Here is a 16,944-nt window from a genome sequence, read left to right on the forward strand (position 1 = left end):
GGTATGACAAATTACACAACACAGATGGATGCTGCAAGGAAGGGAATCATAACACCTCAGATGGAGGCTGTTGCAAAGGACGAGTACAGATCAGCAGAAGAAATAAGGGACCTTGTAGCAAGGGGACAGGTAGCAATCTGTGCTAACAAGAACCATAAGTGCCTAGTACCAAAGGGCGTAGGCTCAATGCTAAAAACAAAGATAAACGTAAATCTTGGAGTTTCAAGGGACTGCAAGGATTATGATGTTGAGATGGAAAAAGTGATGGCGGCCGTAAACATGGGCGCTGACGCCATTATGGATCTGTCTTCTCACGGGAACACACAGCCCTTTAGAAAAAAGCTTGTTGAAGAATGCCCTGTAATGCTGGGAACAGTGCCGGTTTATGACAGTGTTATCCACTATCAGAGGGATCTTTCTGAACTTACAGCCAAAGATTTTATCGATGTTATAAGGCTTCATGCTGAGGATGGTGTTGATTTCGTGACACTTCACTGCGGAATAACCAGAAAGACCATTGATCAGATAAAAAGACATAAGAGAAAAATGAATATTGTCTCAAGGGGCGGCTCCCTTGTTTTTGCATGGATGAGCATGACAGGAGAAGAAAATCCCTTCTATGAATACTTTGATGAGATCCTTGAAATATGCAGAGAACATGATGTGACAATCTCCCTGGGAGATGCCTGCAGACCGGGATGCCTTGCGGATGCCAGCGATGTATGCCAGATTGAAGAGCTGGTAAGACTTGGAGAACTGACAAAGAGAGCTTGGGAAAAAGATGTTCAGGTCATGGTTGAAGGACCGGGACATGTGCCAATGGATCAGATCGAGGCCAATATGAAGATGCAGCAGACAATCTGCATGGGAGCTCCTTTCTATGTACTTGGACCTCTTGTTACTGATATTGCACCGGGATATGACCATATCACATCTGCAATCGGTGGTGCAATCGCAGGGGCGGCAGGCGCAGCTTTCCTTTGCTATGTGACACCGGCTGAGCACCTTGCTCTTCCAAATGTAGACGATGTAAAGCAGGGAATTATCGCATCTAAGATAGCGGCCCATGCTGCTGATATAGCAAAAAAGATCCCACATGCCATGGACATCGACAATGAAATGGCTGATGCCAGAAAGAATTTTGACTGGGATAAACAGTGGGAGTGTGCCATCGACCCTGAAACTGCGAAGGCTATAAGAGCCGACAGAGCACCTGAATTTGATGATACCTGCTCTATGTGTGGTAAATTCTGCGCTGTCAGGAGCATGAACAAAGCACTTGCTGGAGAACATATTGACATATTATAATTAGATAGACTATCCCGTAAAAAAATAGTTGAAAAAAACAAGTCTATAGTTTAAACTATACTAGTTGTTTGATGTAAAAATTTATATTGTTACTTTCTTAAACGCAGATAGTGACGTTTTTTAGGAGGATTTTTTATGATTTCTGCAAGTGATTTCAGAAATGGTATGACCATCGAAATCGATGGCAACGTATGTCAGATTATTGAATTCCAGCACGTTAAGCCTGGTAAGGGCGCTGCTTTCGTAAGAACAAAGCTTAAAGATATCATCAATGGCGGTGTTAAAGAGACAACATTCCGTCCTACTGAGAAGTTCCCAGCAGCTCGTATCGACAGAAAAGATATGCAGTATCTCTATCAGGATGGCGATATCTACAACTTCATGGATTCAGAGACTTATGAGCAGATCGGACTTACATCTGAGCAGGTTGGCGATTCTCTTAAGTTCGTAAAAGAGAATGAAGTTTGTAAGATCAATTCTTATAATGGAAATGTATTCGCAGTTGAGCCTCCAATGTTCGTAGAGCTTGCAATCTCTGAGACAGAGCCTGGATTCAAGGGCGATACAGCAACAGGTGCTACAAAGCCTGCAACTGTTGAGACTGGTGCAACTGTTTATGTTCCTCTCTTCGTTAACGAAGGAGATGTTATCAAGATTGATACTAGAACAGGTGAGTACCTTTCAAGAGTTTAATCTGTATACAACCGTATCTGATTCATTTAGATCATAATTTTATAGAAACGAATGTAAGACAATAGTTTATTTGAGCTATTGTCTTATTTTTTTACTTTTATCAAAAAATGAAATGGAGAGGATATGAAAATGAATATATTAGAATTTGGAAAGATAATGACAGAGGAAGTAAAGGATGCGCTTGGAAATGCTGTAGATGTGGAGTTTAAGGAGATTACCAAGAATAATGGTATAGTCAATCACGCACTTATTATCAGAAAACAGGCAGAAAATGTAGCTCCTACAATCTACATCGATGATCTCTATGATAAATTTAAGGATGGTAAGGTGATCATGAGTATTGTGAATGAGATTGTAGAGCTGTATAACCAGTATGCCCCGGGGGAGAGCGTTGATGTGTCATTCTTTACCGATTTTTCGAAAGTGGCAGGTCTTTTAGCATTTAAGGTTGTTAATTACTACAAGAATGAAGAAATCCTTAGAGATATCCCGCATAAGAGATTTGCAGACCTTGCCCTGGTTCCATTTTGTCTTGTTCATGATGAAAGGCTTGGAAGGGGGATCATTACTATAAAAAATGAGCACTTGAAGGAGTGGGAGGTATCCTTTGACGAGCTATGGGAGAATGTCTATGAGAATGCACCCAAAATTCTGCCACTTACTTTCGGTAATATGGCAGAGTATGTGCCTGCTCTGAAAGAAATGCCCCTTGATGGAGTCCTTCCTGAAATGTTTGTCTTCTCAAACAGTTCAAAGATCAACGGAGCAGGAGTCTTTTTGTATCCGGGGGTAATGGAGGCAACTTCAAAAGCCCTGCAAAGCAGTTTGATCGTGATCCCCTCATCTGTGCATGAGGTGATAGTTATTCCTTCTGAAAAAATGGCAGTAGATCCGGGCTATCTTTACAAAATGGTAAAAGAAGTAAATTGTACTGTTGTGGAGGATGGAGAAGTGCTAAGTGACAACGTTTATTATTATGACAAAAACACAGGCAAAATGGGGGTTCTGCAAGAGGAAATGGCTATTTAAATTGGACTTTAGAGTGCGCATATGATATTATATTCGGGTATGTATGCACCCGTAGTCTAATGGATAAAACGTAGGCCTCCGACGCCTTTGTTGCTGGTTCGAGTCCAGTCGGGTGCATGTTTACTAGTATAGTGGGGACTATTACTTATTCAGAGGTTTTTTATAATGAAAAAGAAAAATGACTTTAATTCATGGAGAAATGATAAAAAGGATATATTTGCAATTCTAGGCGACAATAAAAAGATTCTCATGCCTGTTATCCTGGTGCTTGCCGTTGCTATTACTGTTGGTATTGCTATCAGTGCAAACCGCAGGGCTGCGATGCTTGCTGAAGCTCCGGCCGATTCTGACGTGGCAGCAACTTTTGAGATTCAGGATGTAACTATGGAAGAGAATGCATATCCTGATGTGAATGCTCTTGTTGATACTTATTACACTGCAATGGCTGCGGGTGATTCAGAGACTATCAAGTCTATCTACAAGGGACTTGATGAGACAGAAGCTCTTAAGGCAGTTGCAGCTGCAGATTATATAGAGGATTTCGAGAATATCGTTGTATATACAAAACCCGGCCCATTGACCGGAAGCTATGTGGCTTACGTATATAACGAGGTTAAGCTCTATGAGTATGAAAAAGCCATTCCCGGACTTGAGACTATGTACATCTGTACTGATGAGGATGGTAATCTTTATATCAATGGAGACATTGCTGATGCCAATGAGATTGAGTATATAAAGAACGTGAATGTACAGGCTGATGTTATTGACTTAAACAACAAGGTAGCATCAAGCTATAATGAGATGGTAAATTCTGATGAAGCGCTTGCAGAGCTTTTGACCAAGATGAGATCTGGAATTCAGGTATCAGTAGGAGAGGCTCTTGCATCTTCTGAGGCAAGCTCATCAACTGCAGATGATGCAGAGGCAAGTGATGAGAGCTCAGAAGAAGTCAGCGAGGCAGCACAGGAGACAGAGCCTGAGACAACGACGGTTCGCACTATCAAGGCAACAGATGTCATAAACATCAGAAAGTCTGATAGTGAAACAGCGGATGTTCTTGCCAAGACTTCAAAGGGACAGGAGTTTAAGGAGCTTGAAGCTCTTGCAAACGGATGGAGCAAGATAGAATATAATGGCGGAGTAGCTTATGTAAAGACCGAGTTTTTTGAGGTTGTAAGTGAAGAAACAGTTGCAGCTGATAACACTGAGACTGAAACAGAAACTGAGGAGACAACCTCCACAAAGGATACTTCTGCCAAAACTGGTAAGATGACTGTTAAGGAATCAGTAAGGCTTCGTAAGTCTGAGAGTACTGAGGCTGATATCTTAGCGATGATCTATGCTGGTTCAACTGTCAACGTAGTTGAACAATACGCTAATGGCTGGGCCAAAGTAGAGTATAATGGAAATACAGGATATATCAAATCTGAGTTTTTGGAGTAATTAGACCCGAATAAGGAGGCAAGCTATATGTTTGGACGAACTAGAGTTGCTATCATGGGTACTGGCAGAATTGCAGAGATCATGGCCAAAACCCTTAAGAATGCCAAGGGAGTTACCTGTTATGCTGTGGGTTCCAGAACTGAAGAAAAGGCGAAAGCATTTGCATCCAAATATGGAATAAAAAGATATTATGGATCATATGAAAGTCTTGTGGCGGATCCGAAGGTTGACCTTGTTTATGTTGCGACTCCACATTCTGAGCATTTTGAGAATGTGAAGCTGGCTCTTTTAAATGGAAAGCATGTATTATGTGAAAAAGCCTTTATGCTGAATGAACAGCAGGCTAAAACCATATTTGATCTGGCTGAAGAGAAAGATCTCCTTGTAGTAGAAGCTATGTGGGTAAGATTTATGCCTATGAGAAATAAGCTTATGGAGGTTCTGGCCGGAGGTGTTATTGGCGAGCCTACGATGCTTACAGCAAATCTTGGATATAACATTGCGCACAAAGAAAGAATTGCCAAACCTGAGCTTGGTGGTGGTGTTCTACTTGATCTTGGAGTATATGTTCTTAATTTTGCGTCAATGGTATTTGGAAATGATGTGACAGATATTGTTTCCATGTGCTCTTTTAACAATTTAGGGATGGACCTTCACGACAGTATTACGCTTAGGTACAGAGATGGCAAAATGGCCGTGCTTAATGCGTCAGGTCTTTCTGTAAGTGACAGAAGCGGTGTTATCTATGGAACAAAAGGATATATTGTTGTAGATAATATAAATAATTTTGAGGGAATCACGGTTTACGACTCTGACCACAAAAAGACTGCTTATTATAAACGGCCTAAGCAGAAGACTGGTTATGAGTATGAGGTTGAGGCATGTGTGAGAGCACTTAATGAGAAGTGGATTGAGTGTCCTGAAATGCCACATTCTGAGAGCCTTAAGATCCTTAATATGATGGATTTTATCAGAAAGACTAATGGAATAGTATTTCCTATAGAGAAAAATGAAAATTGCCTGGAACAAATGCAGGAAAACGAGACTGGGGATGTTTTGGAGGCTGAAGTTGTTCAGGCAGACGTAGTAAGTACGGAAGAAAATAATAACGATACTGAAGAAATACAGAATGAAACGGTTAGTGTGTCAGAAGAAAATGAGGGAGTTTCTGAAAATGCACAGGATGAGAATGCGGGGGCTGTAGAAGAGTAAGACGAGGAGTTTATGCAAAAGAAGTATTTATTGGGAATTTTGCTCATAGCAATAATAGCAGGAAATATTCCGTTCATCAGTTATGCTGATGAATATGAAGATACTATCGCTGCAATGCAGCAGCAGGAAGCACAAACTCAGGCGGAAATTTCTGATCTTGAAAAGCAGACTAAGGAAACTCAGGATGCTATCAGCGCTCTTCAGGGACAGAAAGCCCAGACTCAGAGCAATGTATCCAATCTGGAGACTCAGAGCAGTGCGTTGCAGAGTACAATTAACGGATATTCCAATAAACTTAATTCGCTTAACGATGAGATTTCTGAAGCAGAAGAGGCAATGGCTGAAGTGTCTTCAGAAATCGTTAAGCTCAATTCTGAACTTCAGCAGGCAAAGGCTGAGGAGCAGGACAGATATAATCTTTTAAAGAAACGCCTAAAGTCCACCTACGAAAAAGGGTCAGGTGCCGGACTTCTTCAGATTCTTTTGGAATCAGGTTCAATCCAGGAATTTCTTACAAAATTTGAATATTTGAATGCCATAATCGAATATGATCAGAGGAAGATAAGTGAGTATCAGAAATTGCAGGCTGATATTGAGAGCAAAAAAGCTGTGGTGGAAGAGAAAGAGGCAGAACTTGATCAGTATCAGACACAGCTTGATGAGAAGCATGATGAACTGGCTGATCTTACAGATACGGTAAGAGGACAGCTTAGCAGTACCAAGAGTACTCTTTCTTCTGAAAAGAATAAACTTGCTGATTATGACAAACAGCTTACTGAACTCGATTCCAAGATGAAAGCCCTGGAAGCTAAAACAGCAGCGGCACAGGCAGCTCTTGCTAAACAGATAGCAGAGAGACTTGCTATGACTAAGGAAGATACATCAGGCTCTTACGCTGCAAGTGCAGATGAACTTACCTGGCTTGCGGCAACAATACAGGCTGAGGCAGATGGAGAGTCATATACAGGTAAGCTTGCTGTAGGCTCTGTTATCATGAACAGAGTTAAGAGTTCTGCTTTCCCGAGCACGGTTGTAGGCGTAATTACACAGAATATGCAGTTTGCTTCTTATCGTTCAGGTAAGGTTGAACTTATCATATCAAATGGTCCTAATTCTACATGTATCCGCGCGGCTCAGGAAGTTTTGGATGGAGCCCGTGTAGGTGATTATCTCTTTTTCATGACCAAATATTGGGCAGATTATTATGGAATTGCCGAATATGAGATGATTGGTAATCATGCATTCTTCTATCGCTGGATAGTAAAAGAGAAGGAAGAGGAAGAAGAGCAGGAAGTCGAGGAATCTGACAGCAGTTCTGAAAACAATGAAAGCGAATCATCTTCAGAATCTGAAAATGAGGAGCAGGAAGACTCTGAAGAATCAGAGGATAATTCAGAGGAGTCAGAGGAAAACTCAGATGAAAGCTCTGATGAAGGTGGAGATTCTGATGAAGGCGGAGAGTAAGGCTGATTGCGACATATATTAGCTAGCTGTAATAAAAAACAAATAAAAATGATTTTTGCTCTTGCACTTTAAATTACTAAAATGTATAATCGTATACATGCAGTGATGTCTGCGCAATGGGGCGTAGAGACCTTTGGTTTCTTACGCCCCTTTTTATTACATTGTTTTTATGTGCCAAGGCACAGGAAGGAGAATGAAAATGTCATACGTTGATGAGATCTACGATTACGTCGTAGAAAAGAACCCAGCTCAGCCAGAATTCCATCAGGCAGTCAAGGAGGTACTTGAGTCACTCCGTGTTGTTATTGAAGCTAATGAAGAAGAATACCGCAAGGATGCTCTTTTAGAGAGACTTGTTACTCCTGAAAGACAGATTCTTTTCAGAGTTCCTTGGGTTGATGATAAAGGACAGGTTCAGGTTAACAATGGCTTCCGTGTTCAGTTCAATTCAGCAATCGGACCATACAAGGGTGGCCTTCGTTTTCACCCTTCAGTAAACCTTGGAATTATTAAGTTCCTTGGATTTGAGCAGATTTTCAAAAACTCTCTTACAAGCCTTCCTATCGGTGGCGGTAAGGGTGGTTCTGACTTTGATCCTAAGGGCAAGTCAGACAGAGAAGTTATGGCTTTCTGCCAGAGCTTCATGACAGAGCTGTTCAGACACATCGGAGCTGATACAGACGTTCCTGCCGGAGATATCGGTGTAGGTGGACGTGAGATTGGTTATCTCTATGGCCAGTACAAGAGAATCAGAGACGTATATGAAGGAGTTCTTACAGGTAAAGGACTTACATACGGCGGATCACTTGCTCGTACACAGGCTACAGGTTATGGACTCGTATATATCACAGAAGAACTTTTGAAGGATCATGGCAAGGATATGGCTGGTAAGACAGTTGTTGTATCCGGTGCAGGAAACGTAGCAATCTACGCTATTGAGAAGGCTCAGCAGCTCGGTGCAAAGGTTGTAACATGTTCTGATTCTACAGGTTGGATTTATGATCCGGAAGGAATTGATGTTGCTCTTCTTAAGGAAGTAAAAGAGGTTAAGAGAGCTCGTCTTTCTGAGTATGCCGCTGCCAGAAAGTCTGCAGAATATCATGAGAAGAAGAATGGTGAGCACGGCGTATGGAACGTTAAGTGTGATGTAGCTCTTCCTTGTGCAACACAGAACGAGCTTGATCTTGATGATGCTAAGGCTCTAGTAGCAAATGGCGTAATCGCTGTTTGTGAGGGTGCTAACATGCCTTCAACAATTGAAGCTACAAAGTACCTTCAGGACAATGGAGTTCTCTTTATTTGTGGTAAGGCTTCTAATGCCGGTGGCGTTGCAACATCAGCTCTTGAGATGAGCCAGAATAGTGAGAGACTTTCATGGACATTCGAAGAAGTTGATAATAAGCTCCAGGGCATCATGGTCAACATCTATAAGAGCATTTCTGAAGCAGCAAAGAAGTATGGCAAGGAAGGCGACTATGTTGCAGGTGCAAATATTGCCGGATTCCTTAAGGTTGCTGAAGCTATGAAGGCTCAGGGTATTGTTTGATAATTACAGGTGAATAAAAGATTCATTATTCTGGTCGAAGACTGTTTTTGTTTTTTGAGGACACACTTATTTCACACTTTTTTGTGTAAAATGACATTGCAAAGATTATGAAAAACAGATAATATAAATCACGCTACTGTTGTTGGTCTTTTATACGGAGGCGACGATATGGGTGAATGGAAACAGGTCTTTGACCGAGTGATGGATCAGTTATATAACCATCCTGAAGAGATGCGTGCTAGACTTCTTAATAAGTACGATAATAATAAATATAAGACTGAGGAACGTCCTCAAACTGCTATTGAGATGCTTCGAGGCATGCACTGATTATATAGTACAATAAAGGCGATGAAATGATCTTCATTTCATCGCCTTATTTCTTTATTTATTCATAAAGGTCCTAACGTTGATCCCGTTTACTTCAATATGATCATCTACAGCAATGACGAGGCACTGTCTGCCATCAACTATCTTGGATTCTACAAGGTCTGTGCGGTCAGGTTTTACCTTGATCACTACGTCAGGTGTTTCAATGTCGAATTTCTTGGTGTTAGCTATGTTGCTTGCAAGAAGAGGGAAGTCCTCATCACCTGCACATTTTGTATAGTTTTCCTCGAAATAACCAAGGCGCTCTTCAGATACACCGCTGTCCTGAAGGAGCTGCTTAACGTCTTTTTTTGAAAGCTCAAGTGGTTCAGGGTCTTCAGCGTGATCTTCAATCATATCGTTTAAGTTATCATGAATGTTTTTCATGATGTCATAGTCAGCATCCTCACCTATGGTGTTTTGGACAACAGCATCGAAAATGTCCTTCTGCTCCGGAGCGGATATAGGAGCTCTTCCACCGAACATGGCCTCCACAAATTCAGGCTGAAGATCATCGGGCTTTTTGGTGAAGTAGAGCATATTGTGGATATCCATCTCTCTTTCTATGAAAGCCGGGAAAAGAAATCCCTTTGTAGGGCCCTCTACGATCCAGTCACGATATCTGTCCTCAATAACATTTTTTGATTCATTGTAGCCAAGACCTGCCTTTGAAAGCTTCACAGGGCAGATGCTGCAAAGAATATAGTCATAGATCTTGTCGGAAGCATCTTCCATTTCGATTCCGTCATTTGTGACACCGGGAATATCGTAAACTGCGTGAACTACGATTATGTAATAGTTTTCTCCGTTGATGTAATTGGCTATGATCTTGTCGTAGAATTCCTCTAAGAGTTCATCATCTTCAAGCCTTGAATTACGGAGAGTCAAAAGAAAGTCCTGAGTTCCTCCCGGCTGTTCCTGGTCAAGAGGAAACTCAAGACTGATCAGATTCTTGCCAAATGTTCCTGCAAGTGTGTGCTGGAAAATATCCAGATATTTAAACATTTCTTCCTCTGGGATCTGTCCAAAGGCCTTTCTGAAAGTAAGTCGCTTGTTTTTTTCATGATCAACATAGCATCCGCAAATGTGATCGATAGTGCATCTGTCTGGTGTGAACTGCTTCTTGATTTCTAGTGTTTCTGCCTTATTCATTATAAATATTATTTTCCTTTATCCATAAATTTTTGGCACATATCCTCAGCAAACTGTACCGGATATAATTGTACCATAACGGAATCAATAAGGTCACCTATCGTCATCCTAAATGCTATTTTAACAAATTTATCGTAGGTAGTATCAAACATTTTTTCAAAAACTTTTATGCTCTCTACGTCAATCTGATTGACGATAGGAGTACTTATATCAGTTGCAATTCCAAGCATAGAGGACAGGCTTGTGGCACTGGTACCCATCATCTGGTTCATTGCTTCTGATGCAGCTGATAGATGAAGTTCTGTAATCTCACCTGAGGTATTTGTTCCATCGCCGCCCATCATAAGGTCGGTCATGACTTTGACATCGTGTTCTTTCAAAACGAGCACGTTATTGCCCTGCAGACCTTTTACATAATGAATCTGCACGAATATACAGGTCTTTTCGTAGTCATCAAGGGCTTCACTCCTCTTAATGACTTTAACATTCGGGGTAGTGATATCTACCTTTTTATTTACCATCATGCTCAGAGTGGTAGCGGAATTTCCCATGCTTATATTGGCAATCTCACCTAAGATATCAACCTGCTCATTAGTTAAGCTCATTCCTTCCAAGACAGTTACCTCCATGATTTAATATGAAATCTACTAATATTTTAGTTTATTTACTACATTTTTGTAAAGGAAGATTTACGTAATAACCTTAAGGTTTATTCTTTTTTAAGAATATATTTATAACCTTTAGTTTATAATATAAGAAGTGAAAGTATTTGCTCAGATTTGGTCACAAAAATTACACATTATGATCGTTTGTGCTTATTTTGTGAGTATCATACAATATTGTCGGTGATTAATTGTGATTAATATTGATTGAAATTGATTGAGTGTGATGGTATTATTTACTCAATAAAAAACAAAGAGGGCAATATGCTTACACAAGAGCGTCGTGATCTTATAGTTTCATATATTAATGATAACAATGCAGTTACAGTAGCAGAGCTTATGGAGAAATTTGATGCTTCCGCTGCTACGATTCGTCGTGATCTTTCTGTCCTTCATGATGAAAAAAAGATACTTAAGGTGTTCGGTGGTGCAACATCTGTTATGTCCGGTGATGTGACAACTTTTGAGCCGCCGGTATCAGCTAAGGCCTCCCTTAACAGGGAAGAAAAAGATGCGATAAGTAAATATGCAGCATCTTTAATATATGATGATGACTTTGTTTATATAGATTCAGGAACAACGACACTTGAGATGATCAAGTATATAGAAAACAGCAAGGCCAAGTACATTACAAACGGAATTGTACATGCCAAGAAGCTTTTGGAAAAAGGCCTTAATACCATGATCATCGGTGGAAGATGCAAGGCTTCAACAGAAGCGATCATCGGTCCTGATTGTATCGAGGGCATCAGTAAATATCATTTCACCAAGGCTTTTATGGGAACAAACGGCATTTCAATCCCGGCAGGCTTTACAACTCCTGATGTGGATGAAGCCCTGGTAAAACAGGAAGCTGTCAAACATGCGTATATCTCCTATGTTCTGGCAGATCATACCAAGTTTGGTCAGGTTAGTTCAGTTACTTTTGCAGACATAACAAGCTGCTGCATTATAACGGATAAAGAGCCCAGTAAGAACTATAGTAGTAAAACAATCGTGAAGGTTGTATGAAGTAAGGAGGAAACACATGATCTATACGGTTACTTTTAATCCGGCAATTGATTATGTAGTCAGAATGAGCGATTCTCTTTTACCTGGAATGACAAACCGCTCAGATTCTGAAGAATGTTACTTTGGTGGAAAGGGAATCAATGTATCAACTATTCTTAAGAACTTAGGAATAGACAATACAGCTCTTGGATTCGTTGCAGGTTTCACCGGAGAAGCAATCGAAAAGAGTGTAAATGAGAGAGGAATTAAAGCTGACTTCATAAAGCTGAGCGATGGAATCTCAAGAATCAATGTAAAGATAAAAGGACAGGCTGAAACAGAGATAAATGCTCAGGGTCCCAAGATTCCGGCAGATGCTCTGGACAAGCTTTTCTCCCAGATAAAAGAGCTTAAGGATGGCGACATCCTTATTCTTGCAGGAAGTATTCCAAATTCACTTCCAAGCGATGTTTACGAAAGAATTATTTCTTTTGTCTGCGATAAAAAGATCGAAGTTGTTGTTGATGCCACAAAGGACCTTTTAAAGAACGTCCTTAAGTATCATCCATTTTTAATAAAGCCAAACAATCACGAACTTGGTGAGATGTTTGGAACGGTTCTTAAGACCGATGATGAGATTGAGGAACATGCTAGAAAACTTCAGGAGATGGGCGCCAGAAATGTTCTTATTTCTATGGCTGGTGACGGTTCAATGCTCATTACTGAGACCGGTGAGAAATACCGCGTAGGTGTTCCAAAGGGGAAGGTTAGAAATTCGGTAGGAGCAGGCGATTCAATGGTCGCTGGTTTCATTGCCGGATATCTAAATAAAGGGAGCTACGAAGAGGCTCTCAAAATGGGTACTGCTGCTGGAAGCGCCACAGCTTTTTCAGACGATCTGGCAACAGGAGAAGCAATACACGAACTATATAATAGCCTATAAGGCATACAAGGAGGGACTATGAAAATCACAGATTTACTAAAGAAAGAGGGTATACTCTTGAATTGCCCTGCTACTGACAGGGAAAGCGCGATTGATGCACTCATCGACCTGCATTCAAAGGTTGGTAATCTTAATGATGCAGCAGCATTTAAAGAAGCAATTCTTGCGCGTGAAGAGAAGGGGTCAACTGCAATTGGTATGGGAATTGCTGTTCCTCATGGAAAGTCAGCAGCAGTAAAGACAGCAGGACTTACAGCTATCACAATTCCAAGCGGAATTGATTACAAATCACTTGATGGAAACCCAAGTAATCTTTTCTTCATGATCGCTGCACCTGATACAGCAGCTGATACACACTTGGAAGTTCTTTCAAAGCTCATGACTCTTCTTATGGACCAGTCATTTGCTAAAAAGCTTGTTGAAGCAAAAACAGCTGATGAATTCCTTAAAGTAATCGACGATAAGGAAGCAGAAAAAGACAAAGAGACAAGCGCAAAGGCTGCACCTGCAGCAAAGCCTTCTGTAAAGAAGCTTGTTGGTGTAACAGCTTGTCCTACAGGTATCGCACATACATTTATGGCAGCTGAAGCTTTAGAGCTTAAGGCAAAAGAGCTTGGAATTGATATCAAGGTTGAAAAAGACGGTTCAGCCGGAGCAAAAGATGTTCTTACTGCAAAAGAGATCGAAGAAGCAGACGCAGTTATCGTAGCATGTGATAAGAATATTGATATGGGCAGATTCAATGGAAAGCCTGTTATCATCACATCTACTAAAGAAGCTATACATAACCCTGAAAACCTCATTAAGAAGGCAACTGACGGGGATGTTTCAATTTATCATCACTCAGGAAAGATCTCAGCTTCATCAGAAGCTACTAATGAATCAGCAGGTCGTCAGGCTTACAAGCACCTTATGAATGGTGTATCACATATGCTTCCATTCGTTATTGGTGGTGGTATCCTTATCGCTATCGCTTTCCTTTTGGATGATTTCTCAATTGACCCAAGTAACTTTGGTAGCAACACTCCTGTAGCTGCATGGTTTAAGTCAATTGGTGGTACAGCATTTGGATTTATGCTTCCAATTCTTGCCGGATTTATTGCACAGAGTATTGCAGACCGTCCAGGTCTTGCAGTTGGTTTCGTAGGTGGTGCACTTGCAAGCACAGGTGCTACTTTCGTTTCACCTGGCGGAGATGTTCCTTCAGCTTTCCTTGGCGCTTTGGTTGCTGGTTTTGCAGCTGGTTACCTTGTACGCTTCATGGAAAGGATCTGTGAGAAACTTCCACAGGCACTTGAAGGTATCAAACCTGTACTTATCTATCCTCTTTGCGGTATCTTCATCATCGGTATTGTTATGTGTGCGATCAACCCTATCGTTGGTGCTCTTAACGCATGGATAACAGCTCTTCTTGAAGGAATGGGAACAGGTTCTATGGTAGTTCTTGGTATCCTCCTTGGAGCAATGATGGCAACAGATATGGGTGGCCCTCTTAATAAGGCTGCTTACGCATTTGGACTTGCAAGTCTTGCTAACCAGAATGAGACAGGTCATATGATCATGGCTGCAATCATGGTTGGTGGTATGGTTCCTCCAATTGCAATCGCGCTTGCTACTATTTTCTTTAAGAATAAGTTCACTCCAGCAGAGAGAAAGTCAGGACCTGTTAACTTTATCATGGGTCTTTGCTTCATCACAGAGGGTGCTATCCCATTTGCAGCAGCTGATCCTATCAGAGTAATCCCATCTCTTATGGTTGGTTCAGGTGTTGCCGGAGCTCTTTCAATGGCATTTAAGTGCACACTTAGAGCACCTCACGGTGGAATCTTCGTATTCCCTGTAGTTGGTAACGTAGCAATGTATCTTGTAGCTCTTTTGATTGGATCTGTTGCAGGATGCTTTATGCTTGGTCTTCTTAAAAAGAACATTGAAGACTGATATAACACAAATTGATGATGTACAGCCGCTTCTTTAAGTGGCTGTACATCAGGTTTTCATTTTAGAAAGGATTTAAAAAATGGTATCACAGGTAGTAAAAGTAACAAATGAACAGGGAATGCACATGCGTCCGGCAAGTCTTTTTTGTCAGACAGTAACTCCTTTTAGCAGCGACGTTAAGGTTGTTTTCAACGGAACAGCTTATGATGCTAAGAGCGTTATGATGCTTATGAGCGCTTGCATCAAGTGCGGTGCTGAGATCGAGATCCAGTGCGATGGTCCTGATGAAGCAGAAGCTTTAAAGAAGGCCGTTGAACTTGTTGAGAGTGGTTTAGGAGACTGACGTTCTGGCGAGGATTGAAGATCCGAGAGCAGAACTTCAATAGGAGGTACGCATGTATAAAGGAATCGCCGCATCACGCGGTATAGGAATCGGAAGTGTCTGCGTTATTGTTGAGCACGATCTTAAATTTGAAGCGAAAAAGATTGAAGATATACAAGCTGAAAAAGAACGTTTTAATAAAGCTGTAGAGGAATTCATAACCGAAACAACTGCTCAGGCTGAAGACATCAGGAAAAAGATTGGTCCCAAAGAAGCTGAAATCCTCGAGGGCCATATAGTTATGATTTCCGATCCTTCCATGGCCGGAGAGATGACCAAAATGATCGATTCAGGCCAGTGTGCCGAGTCTGCTGTAGAAGCAGTTTGTGACATGTTTATTGGCATGTTCTCAAAGATGGACGATGACATGATGCGTCAGAGAGCTTCAGACATTAGCGATGTTAAGATCTCTATGCTCAAAATTCTCCTTGGTATAAAGGACATAGATATAAGTAAGGTGGCTCCGGGAACAGTTCTTGTGGCTAAGGACCTCACTCCATCAATGACATCTCAGATCAACAAGGAAAACGTTGTTGGTATTCTCACAGAGGTTGGTGGAAAGACTTCTCATTCAGCTATTTTGGCAAGGGCGTTGGAAATACCGGCAGTTCTTTCTGTTCCTGATATTACAAAGCTTGTTAAGGATAAAGACACTGCAATAGTAGATGGTACAGAGGGCAATGTATATATTAATCCTGAGGGAGACGTACTTTCACAGTACATTTTAAAGAGAGAAGAGTTCATCAAAAAACAGTCTGAGCTCAAGGGATTCTTTGGAAAAGAGACTAAGACTCTTGATGGCGACACTGTTGAACTTTTCTGTAACATTGGTACTCCAAAGGATGCTAAAAAGGCCATTGAATGTGACGGTGAAGGAATAGGTCTTTTCCGTTCAGAGTTTTTGTTTATGGATAACAATCATATGCCTACTGAAGATGAGCAGTTTGCTGCTTATAAAGAGGCAGCTGAGACCATGGGTGGAAAGCCTGTGATCATCAGAACTCTGGACATCGGTGGAGATAAAGATATACCTTATCTCAACATGAAAAAAGAAGAAAATCCATTCCTTGGATACAGAGCTGTAAGATATTGTCTTGGTAATAAGGACAGCTATATGATCCAGCTCCGTGCAATAGTCAGAGCAAGTGCATTTGGTAAAGTTAAGATCATGATTCCACTTGTAACCTGCGTTGATGAACTTAGAGCGGTAAAAGAGCTGGTAGAAGAGATTAAAAAGGATTTCGATGAGCAGGGAATTGCCTATGACAAGGATATTGAAGTGGGCTGCATGATCGAAACTCCTGCTGCATCACTTATAGCTGATATTCTTGCAAAAGAAGCAGATTTCTTCTCAATCGGAACTAATGACCTTACTCAGTACACAATGAGCGTTGACAGAGGAAATGCTGATGTTGCATACCTTTATTCAACCTTCCAGCCATCTGTGCTTCGTTCAATAAAGAACATCATAGAATGTGGAAGAAAGGCAGGAATTCCTGTAGGAATGTGTGGTGAGGCTGCAGCTGATCCTATGCTGATTCCTCTTCTTATATCATTTGGACTTACAGAATTCAGCGTTAATCCTGTTCTTGTTCTTACTGCCAGATGTGTTATCTCTAAGTGGAGCAAGGAAGAGGCCGATAAACTGGCTGAGAAAGTCATGGCCCTTGATAACGAGAAAGAAATCGCAGCTCTTTTAAAAGAGTCTGCAAAAGAATGATCGTATCAGATTATTTATATAATTAGATAATATAAACATATGGTAAAATAAAACTGCCGGGATACAGAGCGTATTCTGGCAGTTTTTTAGTTGCGT

Annotated in this window: 14 protein-coding genes, 1 tRNA gene and 1 pseudogene; 14 read left to right on the forward strand and 2 right to left on the reverse strand. The window is 41.1% G+C overall.

Going from position 1 to position 16,944, the window contains the following annotated elements; genetic code table 11:
• Window positions 1–3: 3 nt before the first annotated feature.
• From thiC to C4S54_RS15995, 9 genes are all read left to right on the forward strand, one after another.
• Window positions 4–1,308 carry a phosphomethylpyrimidine synthase ThiC gene (thiC, locus tag C4S54_RS08235; RefSeq protein ID WP_103869107.1) on the forward strand — a complete coding sequence of 435 codons (1,305 nt, stop codon included), beginning with the start codon at window positions 4–6 and terminating at the stop codon, window positions 1,306–1,308.
• Between the two features lie 135 nt (window positions 1,309–1,443).
• Complete coding sequence (gene efp, locus C4S54_RS08240; protein WP_022773023.1) at window positions 1,444–2,001, forward strand: elongation factor P; 558 nt, start codon at window positions 1,444–1,446, stop codon at window positions 1,999–2,001.
• A 129-nt stretch (window positions 2,002–2,130) separates the two neighbouring features.
• Window positions 2,131–3,030 carry a DUF5688 family protein gene (locus C4S54_RS08245; RefSeq protein ID WP_146059974.1) on the forward strand — a complete coding sequence of 300 codons (900 nt, stop codon included), beginning with the start codon at window positions 2,131–2,133 and terminating at the stop codon, window positions 3,028–3,030.
• Between the two features lie 45 nt (window positions 3,031–3,075).
• Window positions 3,076–3,147 (forward strand) — tRNA-Arg (locus C4S54_RS08250).
• A gap of 48 nt (window positions 3,148–3,195) precedes the next feature.
• The gene (locus C4S54_RS08255) at window positions 3,196–4,473 is read left to right on the forward strand and encodes an SH3 domain-containing protein (protein ID WP_103869109.1); all 1,278 of its coding nucleotides are present in this window, start codon (window positions 3,196–3,198) and stop codon (window positions 4,471–4,473) included.
• A 27-nt stretch (window positions 4,474–4,500) separates the two neighbouring features.
• Window positions 4,501–5,685: a Gfo/Idh/MocA family protein gene (locus tag C4S54_RS08260; RefSeq protein WP_103869110.1), complete on the forward strand. Its 1,185-nt coding sequence runs from the start codon at window positions 4,501–4,503 to the stop codon at window positions 5,683–5,685.
• Window positions 5,686–5,697: 12 nt separating this feature from the next.
• On the forward strand, window positions 5,698–7,149 hold the full coding sequence (locus C4S54_RS08265; protein WP_103869111.1) for a cell wall hydrolase: 1,452 nt from the start codon (window positions 5,698–5,700) through the stop codon (window positions 7,147–7,149).
• Between the two features lie 199 nt (window positions 7,150–7,348).
• Complete coding sequence (gene gdhA, locus C4S54_RS08270) at window positions 7,349–8,695, forward strand: NADP-specific glutamate dehydrogenase (RefSeq protein ID WP_022773030.1); 1,347 nt, start codon at window positions 7,349–7,351, stop codon at window positions 8,693–8,695.
• Window positions 8,696–8,863: 168 nt separating this feature from the next.
• The gene (locus tag C4S54_RS15995; RefSeq protein ID WP_022773031.1) at window positions 8,864–9,022 is read left to right on the forward strand and encodes a hypothetical protein; all 159 of its coding nucleotides are present in this window, start codon (window positions 8,864–8,866) and stop codon (window positions 9,020–9,022) included.
• Between the two features lie 54 nt (window positions 9,023–9,076).
• Here C4S54_RS15995 and C4S54_RS08275 read toward each other — a convergent pair whose 3' ends face one another.
• Both C4S54_RS08275 and fliY read right to left on the reverse strand, forming a co-directional pair.
• Complete coding sequence (locus C4S54_RS08275) at window positions 9,077–10,213, reverse strand: DUF4317 domain-containing protein (protein WP_103869112.1); 1,137 nt, start codon at window positions 10,211–10,213, stop codon at window positions 9,077–9,079.
• Between the two features lie 35 nt (window positions 10,214–10,248).
• Window positions 10,249–10,815 (reverse strand): annotated as a pseudogene (fliY, locus tag C4S54_RS08280) (flagellar motor switch phosphatase FliY); the annotation flags it as partial.
• A 324-nt stretch (window positions 10,816–11,139) separates the two neighbouring features.
• Between fliY and C4S54_RS08285 the strand changes: the two are divergent.
• From C4S54_RS08285 to ptsP, 5 genes are all read left to right on the forward strand, one after another.
• On the forward strand, window positions 11,140–11,886 hold the full coding sequence (locus tag C4S54_RS08285) for a DeoR/GlpR family DNA-binding transcription regulator (protein WP_103869113.1): 747 nt from the start codon (window positions 11,140–11,142) through the stop codon (window positions 11,884–11,886).
• A gap of 16 nt (window positions 11,887–11,902) precedes the next feature.
• Window positions 11,903–12,808, forward strand: a complete 906-nt coding sequence (gene pfkB / locus C4S54_RS08290) for a 1-phosphofructokinase (RefSeq protein WP_022773037.1) — start codon at window positions 11,903–11,905, stop codon at window positions 12,806–12,808.
• Window positions 12,809–12,826: 18 nt separating this feature from the next.
• Complete coding sequence (locus C4S54_RS08295; RefSeq protein WP_103869114.1) at window positions 12,827–14,746, forward strand: PTS fructose transporter subunit IIABC; 1,920 nt, start codon at window positions 12,827–12,829, stop codon at window positions 14,744–14,746.
• A gap of 79 nt (window positions 14,747–14,825) precedes the next feature.
• Window positions 14,826–15,089, forward strand: coding sequence for an HPr family phosphocarrier protein (locus tag C4S54_RS08300; protein WP_022773040.1), 264 nt, complete (start codon window positions 14,826–14,828; stop codon window positions 15,087–15,089).
• Between the two features lie 52 nt (window positions 15,090–15,141).
• Window positions 15,142–16,848 (forward strand): phosphoenolpyruvate--protein phosphotransferase, encoded by a 1,707-nt coding sequence (gene ptsP / locus C4S54_RS08305; protein WP_103869115.1) that lies wholly within the window; start codon window positions 15,142–15,144, stop codon window positions 16,846–16,848.
• Window positions 16,849–16,944: the final 96 nt, after the last annotated feature.

Origin of the sequence: Butyrivibrio sp. Su6 (genome assembly GCF_900108105.1) — a bacterium.
Classification (GTDB): domain Bacteria; phylum Bacillota; class Clostridia; order Lachnospirales; family Lachnospiraceae; genus Butyrivibrio.